General features: G+C 62.3%; 7 protein-coding genes and 3 pseudogenes. 7 read left to right on the top strand and 3 right to left on the bottom strand.

Going from position 1 to position 9222, the window contains the following annotated elements:
• Positions 1 to 235 precede the first annotated feature (235 nt).
• From OQK_RS28190 to OQK_RS28175, 4 genes are read left to right on the top strand one after another with little or no spacing between them, the layout of a single operon-like run.
• Positions 236 to 544, top strand: coding sequence for a PepSY domain-containing protein (locus tag OQK_RS28190; protein WP_016775414.1), 309 nt, complete (start codon positions 236 to 238; stop codon positions 542 to 544).
• Positions 544 to 855, top strand: coding sequence for a PepSY domain-containing protein (locus OQK_RS28185; protein WP_016775413.1), 312 nt, complete (start codon positions 544 to 546; stop codon positions 853 to 855). The genes OQK_RS28190 and OQK_RS28185 overlap by 1 nt, the downstream gene beginning before the upstream one ends.
• 3 nt (positions 856 to 858) lie before the next feature.
• A complete protein-coding gene (locus OQK_RS28180; protein WP_016775412.1) occupies positions 859 to 1527 on the top strand; it encodes a response regulator transcription factor in 669 nt (222 codons plus the stop codon).
• The gene (locus OQK_RS28175) at positions 1524 to 2837 is read left to right on the top strand and encodes a sensor histidine kinase (protein ID WP_016775411.1); all 1314 of its coding nucleotides are present in this window, start codon (positions 1524 to 1526) and stop codon (positions 2835 to 2837) included. Before OQK_RS28180 ends, OQK_RS28175 begins: the two co-directional genes overlap by 4 nt.
• A gap of 200 nt (positions 2838 to 3037) precedes the next feature.
• On the opposite strand, the gene OQK_RS32180 is transcribed toward OQK_RS28175, so the two are convergent.
• Entirely contained in the window at positions 3038 to 3793 is a 756-nt protein-coding gene (locus tag OQK_RS32180) for a methyl-accepting chemotaxis protein (RefSeq protein WP_371699990.1), read from the bottom strand.
• 102 nt (positions 3794 to 3895) lie between these two features.
• A pseudogene (locus tag OQK_RS32175) lies at positions 3896 to 4042 on the bottom strand (HAMP domain-containing protein); the annotation flags it as partial.
• 1622 nt (positions 4043 to 5664) lie between these two features.
• Between OQK_RS32175 and OQK_RS28165 the strand changes: the two are divergent.
• The 3 genes and pseudogenes from OQK_RS28165 to OQK_RS32165 all read left to right on the top strand — a co-directional run bounded on the left by OQK_RS28165 (position 5665) and on the right by OQK_RS32165 (position 8865).
• A complete protein-coding gene (locus tag OQK_RS28165; RefSeq protein ID WP_016775409.1) occupies positions 5665 to 6981 on the top strand; it encodes a Na+/H+ antiporter family protein in 1317 nt (438 codons plus the stop codon).
• A gap of 201 nt (positions 6982 to 7182) precedes the next feature.
• Positions 7183 to 8007: pseudogene (locus OQK_RS32170) on the top strand (cache domain-containing protein); the annotation flags it as partial.
• A gap of 36 nt (positions 8008 to 8043) precedes the next feature.
• Positions 8044 to 8865: a methyl-accepting chemotaxis protein gene (locus tag OQK_RS32165; RefSeq protein ID WP_370695145.1), complete on the top strand. Its 822-nt coding sequence runs from the start codon at positions 8044 to 8046 to the stop codon at positions 8863 to 8865.
• A gap of 200 nt (positions 8866 to 9065) precedes the next feature.
• Here OQK_RS32165 and OQK_RS30315 read toward each other — a convergent pair.
• Positions 9066 to 9222, bottom strand: a pseudogene (locus OQK_RS30315) (LysR family transcriptional regulator); the annotation flags it as partial.

The following is a 9222-nucleotide window of genomic DNA, read 5'->3' as shown; positions in this document are numbered from 1 at the left end:
GAATCCTGTGGGAGGGCCCGCGACGACGGCGTACAGATCGTTCCCACGCTCCGCGTGGGAATGCAGCCGGGGACGCTCTGCGTCCCATTGGAACGCGGAGCGTCCCTTGAGGCATTCCCACGCGGAGCGTGGGAACGATCGGACTGAGGGGCACAATGATGGCCATTCAGTTTCAGTTAAGTTGATCCCGCTATGGTGCCCACCGTAAGCAACATATAAGAATTCGGAGACACCCATGAAAACCCTGACTGCCCTGACCACTGCCTCGATCCTCGGCCTTGGCGCCAACACTGCGCTGGCGCGCGATCTCGGACCCGACGAAGCGCTTCGTTTGCGCGACGCTGGTACTATCGTTTCCTTCGAGAAGCTCAACGCCATCGCCCTGGAAAAACATCCCGGTTCGGAAATCACCGAAACCGAGCTGGAGGAAGAGTACGGCAAGTTCATTTACCAGATCGAACTGCGCGACCCGAAAGGGCTGAAGTGGGATCTGGAGTTGAACGCGGTCGATGGTGAAGTGCTCAGGGATCATCAGGATACGTAATGAAGCTGAATAGTCGCGCCACCCGCCTGACGGCGCTGGCGCTGGTGTTGTTGTGCAGCACGGCCATGGCTCGCGACCTCGATCAGGACGAGGCGCTGGCCCTGCGTCGCGATGGCGTGATCCTGCCGCTGGAGCAAGTGCTGCAGCAGGCCATGGATCGCTACCCCGGCGCCAAACTGCTGGAAGTCGAGCTGGAAGAAAAACACGACGTGTACATTTACGAAGTCGAATTGCTGACGGTCGAAGGCGTGGCGCGCGAGCTGCACCTGAAGGCCGATACCGGCGAGTTAGTCAAAGACAAGGAAGATTGATCGATGCGTTTGCTTCTGGTGGAAGACCACGTACCGCTGGCCGACGAATTGCTCGCCGGCCTGCAACGCCAAGGCTACGCGGTGGATTGGCTGGCCGATGGTCGTGACGCGGTGTATCAGGGCAGCAGCGAGCCCTATGACCTGATCATCCTCGACCTCGGCCTGCCCGGCGTGCCGGGGCTGGACGTGTTGGCGCAGTGGCGCGCCGCCGGCCTGGCGATTCCGGTGCTGATCCTCACCGCGCGTGATTCCTGGGCCGAGCGCATCGAAGGGCTGAAGGCCGGCGCTGACGATTACCTGACCAAACCGTTCCATCCGGAAGAGCTGTACCTGCGGATTCAGTCACTGTTGCGCCGCTCCAAGGGCCAGGCCAACCAGCCGACTTTGCAAGCCGCCGGCCTGCATCTGGACGAAGGTCGCCAGTGCGTGGTTCGCGACGGCGCCGACATTCAGCTGACCGCCGCTGAATTCCGTCTGCTGCGCTATTTCATGCTGCACCCCGAACAGATCCTCTCGAAAAGCCACCTCGCCGAACACCTCTACGACGGTGAGACCGAGCGTGACTCCAACGTCCTCGAAGTGCACGTCAATCACCTGCGGCGCAAGCTCGGCAAAAGCGTGATCGAAACCCGTCGCGGCCAGGGTTACCTGTTCGGCGGGCAAGCTTCATGAGATCAATCCAGCGCCGTTTGAGCCTGGGTTTGATCAGTGTGATGGTGATCGTCGGTCTGGTACTGGCACAAACCAGCCTGTGGTTGTTCGAAGTCGGTTTGCAGCGCTACCTCGAAGCCGGCCTGCGCAACGACAGCGAAAGCCTGCTGGTGGCGCTGGTGCGCGGCCCGCAAGGTCTGCAATTGGATGAGCGGCATCTCTCGCCGGCCTATCAGCGGCCGTTTTCCGGGCATTACTTTCGCATCGATTTTTCCGACAGCCACTGGCGTTCGCGCTCGCTGTGGGATCAGGAACTGCCGCTGCTGCAACACCCGGGGCTGCACAGCAACCTGCAACTGGGCCCGGGCGGGCAACGCTTGCTGATACTGCGCTCGGACTATCGGCGCCTGGGTCAGTCGATCTCGATCAGCGTCGCCCAGGATTACACGCCGGTCAGCGACAGTTTCCAGCGCATGCGCCAGATCGGCCTCGGTCTGGGGCTGGCGGCATTGCTGTTGATCCTGTTCCTGCAACGCCTGACCGTGCGCCGCGCGCTGAAACCGCTGGAACGCGCGCGCGAGCAGATCGCTCAGTTGCAACAGGGCCAGCGCTCGCAACTCGACGATCAGGTGCCGGTGGAACTGGAGCCGCTGGTGGCGCAGATCAACCACTTGCTCGCCCACACCGAAGACAGCCTCAAGCGCTCGCGCAATGCCTTGGGCAACCTCGGCCACGCGCTGAAAACCCCGTTGGCGGTGCTGCTCAGCCTGGCCTCCAGCGACAAGCTCGATGACCATCCCGAGCTGCGCAGAATTCTCAAGGAGCAATTGGAGCAGGTGCAGCAGCGCCTCAATCGCGAACTCAATCGCGCGCGGTTGTCGGGGGATGCGCTACCCGGCGCGTTGTTCGATTGCGATGCCGAGCTGCCGGGGTTGCTGGCGACCTTGAACATGATTCACGGCGAGCATTTGGCCTTGAGTTACGTTGCACCGCCGGGCTTGCAACTGCCGTGGGACCGCGAGGACTTGCTCGAACTGCTCGGCAACCTGCTCGACAACGCCTGCAAATGGGCCGATGCCGAGGTGCGCTTGAGTGTGATCGAAAGGTCTGACGGCTTTGCCCTGAGCGTGGAAGATGACGGCCCGGGGATTCCCGAGGAGCAGCGGTCTCAGGTGTTCAGCCGTGGCACGCGGCTGGATGAGCAGACCCACGGGCATGGGCTCGGCCTTGGGATCGTGCGGGATATTGTCGATACCTGGGGTGGCTTGCTGGTGCTGGGCGAAAGCGAGTGGGGCGGGTTGAAAGTGGTGATTGAACTGCCTCGGCGGTGAGCCCTTGAAAAGCCCCTCACCCTAACCCTCTCCCAGAGGGAGAGGGGACTGATTGAGTTGTTCTTGAGAGATGCACCCACTTGAAATCCGAGTCGAACTCAGGACTTGAATGGCATGAAGATCGGCTCCCTTTCCCCGTCGCCCCCCTTGGGGGGAGAGGGCTGGGGTGAGGGGGGATTGCAACTGACACCCCGCACTTGTCAAACGCGAAACTGATCCATCAACCGCTGCTGCTGATTCGCCAGGCTGTTAAGCGACTGGCTGACGCGCGCCGATTCATTCGCCTGCCCGGACAGCGATTCGGTCACATCGCGAATCGTCGCCACGTTGTTATTGATCTCCTCAGCCACCGCGCTCTGCTCTTCGGCAGCACTGGCGATTTGCAGGTTCATGTCGCTGATCACGGTAACCGCATCGCCGATCTGCCGCAGCGCGGTGACGGCCTGGCCCACCTGCTCGACACTGCCCTGGGCCTGACGATGGCTGTTGCCCATCGAGCCGACCACTTCCTGCGTGCCGTTCTGCAATTGCTCGATGACCTGGCGGGTTTCTTCCACCGATTCCTGGGTGCGGCGGGCGAGGTTGCGCACCTCATCGGCGACCACGGCAAAACCGCGTCCGGCCTCACCGGCGCGGGCGGCTTCGATGGCGGCGTTGAGTGCCAGGAGGTTGGTCTGCTCGGCGATGGCGCGGATGGTTTCCAGCACCGTGCCGATCTTCTCGCTGTTCGCAGCCAGCCCTTCGACCTGAACCATCGCTGCGCTCATGTCGGCGGCGAGGGTGTCGATGCTTGCGGTGGTGCGGTCGATCACGGTCAGGCCCTGACGGGTGGCGCGGTCGGCGTCTTTGGCAGCTTCGGCGGCCTGGGCGGCACTGCGCGCGACGTCCTGGGCGGTGGCGCTCATTTCGTGGGACGCGGTGGCGACCTGATCGACCTGACGGTATTGCTGCTCCATGCCAGCGCTGGTCTGAGTGGCGATGGCCGAAGACTGGTCAGCGGTGTTGCGCGCGTCCTGCACCGAGCGCTTCACCTCGGCGATGATCGGTTGCAGCTTGTCGAGGAACTTGTTGAACCAACCGGCCAGCTGGCCAAGCTCGTCCTGCTTGTCGTAGGCCAGGCGCCGGGTCAGGTCGCCTTCGCCGCTGGCGATGTCTTCAAGCATGTGCGCCACACCGAGGATCGGCTTGGTCACGCTGCGCGCCATCAGCCACACCAGCAACAGACCGATCAGCGCGGCGAGCAGGCCCAGGCTCAGTTCGATCAGTGTGCCCGAGGTATTGCTCGCATCCAGTTGCTGCTTGAGCGCTTCGGCGCGGCTGACCAGGACTTTCTCCGGCACATCGAGCAACACGCCCCACGCCGGCCCGTCGGGAATCGGCTGGAACGGCGACAGCACTTTCAACTGGCCGTTGCTGTGCAGGCTGCTCACGCCAGTGCTCGCGGCGAGCAGGCGCAGCAACTCGCTGCCGCTGGCCTGATCCACCGCATCCAGACGCTGGCTGAGTTTGCCGGCATCCGGGCTGTAACCGGCGAGCAGGCCGGCGGGGCTGACAATACTGACGGCGGTCTGACCGTCATACAGTTTGCGGCTGGCGTTCTGGCTGATCGCTTGCAGGCTGTTGAGATTGATGTCGACCGACAGCGAGGCGATGACTTTGCCGTTGACCTGCAGCGGGAAGACGATGCTGGTCATCAGCACTTTGTGGCCGTCGATGACATAGAAGTACGGCTCGATCACACACGGTTTGAGCGTGGTGCGCGGGCAGGTGAACCAAGCGTTGGCGGCCTGACCGCTGGGGCCGGTGCTGGTGTCGCTCATGTCGCTTTCCGGTAGCGCCATCGAGGTGACTTTGCCCGGGGTCGGCTGCGACCAGTACAGGGCAAAACGGCCCTTGTCGTTGCTGCCCAGTTCAGCCTGATCGGCGAACAGTTCGTCCTTGCCGTCCAGCGCGTTGGCTTCGAACACCAGCGACAGGCCGAGCAGGTCCGGGTTGGCTTGCAGCGCGGATTTGACCTGACGGGTCATGTCCTCGCGCAGATCGAAGGCATCGAGAAAACGCTTCTCGGCCTGCTCACGCAAAAACAGCACCTGCCGCGAGAAACCGTGGCCGTACTGATAGGCGTCCATGAATTGCTGACGAATGCCGGCGGCCTGCACTTCACCTTGCGACTCGATCCGCGCCTGCGCCGACTCGGTGAGCATCTCCATGCTCGAGGCCTTGACCAGCGCCGAGCTGTGTTCCATGCGATACAGCGAAAGACCGACCAACAGGGTCACGATACCGGCCAGGCAGAGGCCGGCGAGCAGGGTGATTTTCCATTGGATGGAAAGTTGTCTGAGCGACATGGAAAACATCCTTATCCGATAAATATCTGAGACTTTGCACTGTAGCGGCCGCGTTTCGGCTTTCTTTATGTCGTGAACGCAATATGACCGATTGCCGCATGCGGGGCCTGTGGTCCTGTGCTCCTGTGGTCCTGTGGTCCTGTGGTCCAGTGGCGAGGGGATTTATCCCCGTTCGGCTGCGAAGCAGTCGTGACATTTGCGTATAGGGTTATGATCGTACCCACGCGCAGCAAAGGAATGCCTCAACGGACGCTCCGCGTTCGGCTCTGGAAGGGACGCGGAGCGTCCCGGGCTGCATTCCCACGCAGAGCGTGGGAACGATCAATCCCCTAGCCACAGGGCTTTGACAGCGCCGCCACTCTGCGGCACAGTGCGCGCCCTCTAACAAGACCCTCTGTACACATCCGCCGGCCAACCCCGGGCGGACTCATCCTGTCTGGCGGTGTGTTTTCACCCGCAGTGTTTTTTGAGGTAGTGAAATGAATGCAGTCATAGCAGCCGTCGGCGTCATGCTGATCCTCAGCCTGTCGCGCGTGCATGTGGTGATCGCGCTGATCGTCGGGGCGCTGGTCGGTGGCCTGACCGGCGGTCTGGGCATCGACGCAACACTCAAGGCGTTCAACAGCGGCTTGGGCGGCGGCGCGACCGTGGCGTTGTCCTACGCCTTGCTCGGCGCGTTCGCCGTGGCGATTGCCAAATCCGGCCTGGCCCATGCGTTGGCCGACAAGGCCCTGGCCATGGTGGATCGGCAGCATGCAACCGGCGGCGGTAACGTCAAATGGCTGCTGATCGGCCTGCTGTGGGTAGTAGCGATTGCCTCGCAGAACATTCTGCCGATCCACATTGCATTCATCCCGCTGCTGGTGCCGCCACTTCTATATGTACTGACCAAGCTGCAACTCGATCGCCGTCTGATCGCCTGTGTCATGACCTTCGGCCTGATCACCCCGTACATGTTTCTGCCGGTGGGCTTCGGCAACATCTTCCTCAACGAAATCCTGCTGGCCAACGTCGCCCGCAGCGGCGTCGACATCAGCGGCATCAATGTCACCCACGCCATGGGTATTCCGGCGCTGGGCATGGTCTTCGGCCTGGCGATGGCGTTTATCAGCTACCGCAAGAAGCGCGTTTATGACCTGGCCAAAATCGAACAGGTCGAGCAGACGGCGGTGCAATACAACCCGCTGAGCCTGATGATCGCTGGTGTGGCCATTGCTTCGGCATTCGTGGTGCAGTTGCTGCTGGACTCGATGATTATCGGCGCTCTGGTCGGGTTCCTGATTTTCTCGGTGTCGGGCATCGTCAAGTGGCGCGAGACCGATGACCTGTTCACCGAAGGCATGAAAATGATGGCGATGATCGGCTTCATCATGATCGCCGCCTCAGGTTTTGCCGAGGTGATGAAGGCCACCGGGCAGGTGCAGACGCTGGTCGAATCGTCGGCGGCCTGGATCAATCACAGCAAAGGCGTCGGGGCTTTGTTGATGCTGCTGGTGGGCTTGCTGGTAACCATGGGCATCGGCTCGTCGTTCTCCACCGTGCCGATTCTCGCAGCGATTTTCGTGCCGTTGTGCGTGCAACTGGGCTTCAGCCCGATCGCCATTGTCTGCATCGTCGGCACTGCCGGTGCGCTGGGCGATGCCGGTTCACCAGCCTCGGACTCGACCCTCGGCCCGACCTCGGGTCTGAACATCGACGGCCAGCATCACCACATCTGGGACACCGTCGTACCGACCTTCCTGCACTACAACCTGCCGCTGCTGGTGTTTGGCTGGGTCGCGGCGATGGTTCTGTAAGAATCCACAACTGCCCCATGTGGGAGCGAGCCTGCTCGCGAAGGCGTCGTGTCAGTCGACACACAGGTTGCTGAGCCAACGCTTTCGCGAGCAGGCTCGCTCCCACAGGGGGGGCGGCGATGTTTCAAGACTCAACTTTTGCTCCGGCGTGCCGTTAAAGCCTTTAACCACGCCAACAAAATCAAAAGAGTGAGTCCCCCGATGCGCCTGAGTCTCAAGGCTAAAGTCCTGTCCCTTGCCGTTCTGCCGGTGCTGCTCTTTGCGCTGGTCATCAGCGTGACCACGCTGTTCATCCTCCAGGAACAGGCGCGCAAGGAGGTCGAACAGACCCGCGAGCGGCTGCTCAGCGACGCCAAGGCCACCCTGCAAAGTTACGTCGCCGTGGCCATGACCACGATCAAACCGCTGTACGACGCCGCCGCACCGGGCGATGACGCGGCGCGGGCGCAGGCGATCAAATTGCTCTCGGGCATCCGCTACGGCAAGGATGGCTACTTCTTCGGCTACGACTCCGAGACCGTGCGTCTGTTCAAGGCCAACGACCCCGACGGCGTGGGCAAAAGCTTCAAGGACAACCGCGATCCGAACGGCGTCTACGTCAACCTCGGCCTGGTCAAAGTGGCCAAGGACGGCACTCACTATCTGCAATACAGCTCGCCGCTGCCGGGCAACGCCAAGGTGCTGGTGCCGAAACTCGGCTACACCGAATACCTGCCGAAGTGGGACATGGCGGTCGGTACTTCGGTCAACCTCGACGGCATCGAAGCGCAAGTGGCGCAGGTCGAGGCGCAAGTGCAGGAGCGCGTGCAAGGCGTGGTGCTGAGCATTGTCGGCGTTGCGGTGCTGGTGCTGTTGGTGATCGCGGCGGCGGGGATGCTGCTGGCCAACACCATTCTGCGCCCGCTGACCCTGATGAAAGCCAACCTCGACGACATCGCGGCAGGCGAGGGCGACCTGACCCGGCGCCTGAACATCACCAGCCAGGACGAACTCGGCGAACTGGCCGGCTCGTTCAACCGCTTCGTCGACAAGATCCACGGCCTGGTTCGGCAGATCACCGAGATGACCACGCAACTGACCGGGCTGGTTACTCAGGTCTCGGAACAGGCGCAGCGTTCCGATCAGGCGATGGAGCGTCAACGCCACGAAACCGATCAGGTCGCCACGGCGATCAACGAAATGTCCGCCGCCGCCCAGGAAGTGGCGAAGAGCGCGCAAAACGCCGCCGTCGCCGCGCAGCAGACCGACGAAGAAGGCCAGAGCGCCAAGCGCGTGGTGGCGGGCAGCATCAAGCAGATTCATGCATTGGTCGACGACATCCGCAACAGCGGCGTATCGCTGGACAGCTTGCAGCAGGACGTCAGTTCGATTGTCGGCGTGCTTGGGGTGATTCGTTCGATTGCCGAGCAGACCAACCTGCTGGCGCTTAACGCCGCGATCGAAGCGGCACGTGCCGGTGAGGCCGGGCGTGGCTTTGCGGTGGTTGCGGACGAAGTACGCGCACTGGCCAGCCGCACGCAGATCAGCACCCAGGAAATCCAGGGCATGATCGACCGCTTGCAGGCCGGCACGCAGCAGGCGGTCGAAGCGATGCGCCGTTCCAGCGAGGCCGGCGACGGCACTTCGCAGCAAGCCAATCAGGCCGGTGCATCGCTGGACGCCATGGCGCAGTTGATCGCGACGATCAACTCGATGAACGCGCAGATCGCCAGCGCAGCGGAAGAGCAGACGGCCGTGGCCGAAGAGATCAACCGCAGCGTGCATCAGATTGCCGTGGCGGTGGACAGCGTCGCCGATGAAACGCAACTGGGCGCGCAGACGTCACGCAGTCTGGCGGAGCTGGGCCAGCGGTTGGGCAAGCTGGTCGGGCAGTTCCGTATCTGATGGCCTGAAAAGCCCCTCACCCTAGCCCTCTCCCAGAGGGAGAGGGAACCGATTGGGGAATATTGCGGGATTACGCCGACCTGAAAGTCCTGCTTTGAATCCATAATCGACGCGGTTTTTCAGGTCGATGCAGTGGGTGGGACACCTCGGTCGGTTCCCTCTCCCTCAGGGAGAGGGCTAGGGTGAGGGGCTCTTGATCTTCAGGCTCTGTCCCAGTAGGGAATTTCGCCAAAGCACTCGACAAAAAAATCAATCACCGTCCTCACCTTCACCGACAGCCGTCGGCTGCCCGGCCACAGCACGGCGATCTGCTGCGGTTCCAGGCTGTTCGACACCTGATATTCCCCCAGCACCGGG

This window comes from Pseudomonas sp. R62, from assembly GCF_000257605.1.
Taxonomy (GTDB): domain Bacteria; phylum Pseudomonadota; class Gammaproteobacteria; order Pseudomonadales; family Pseudomonadaceae; genus Aquipseudomonas; species Aquipseudomonas atacamensis.
This window is presented reverse-complemented; position numbering and strand designations above follow the sequence as displayed.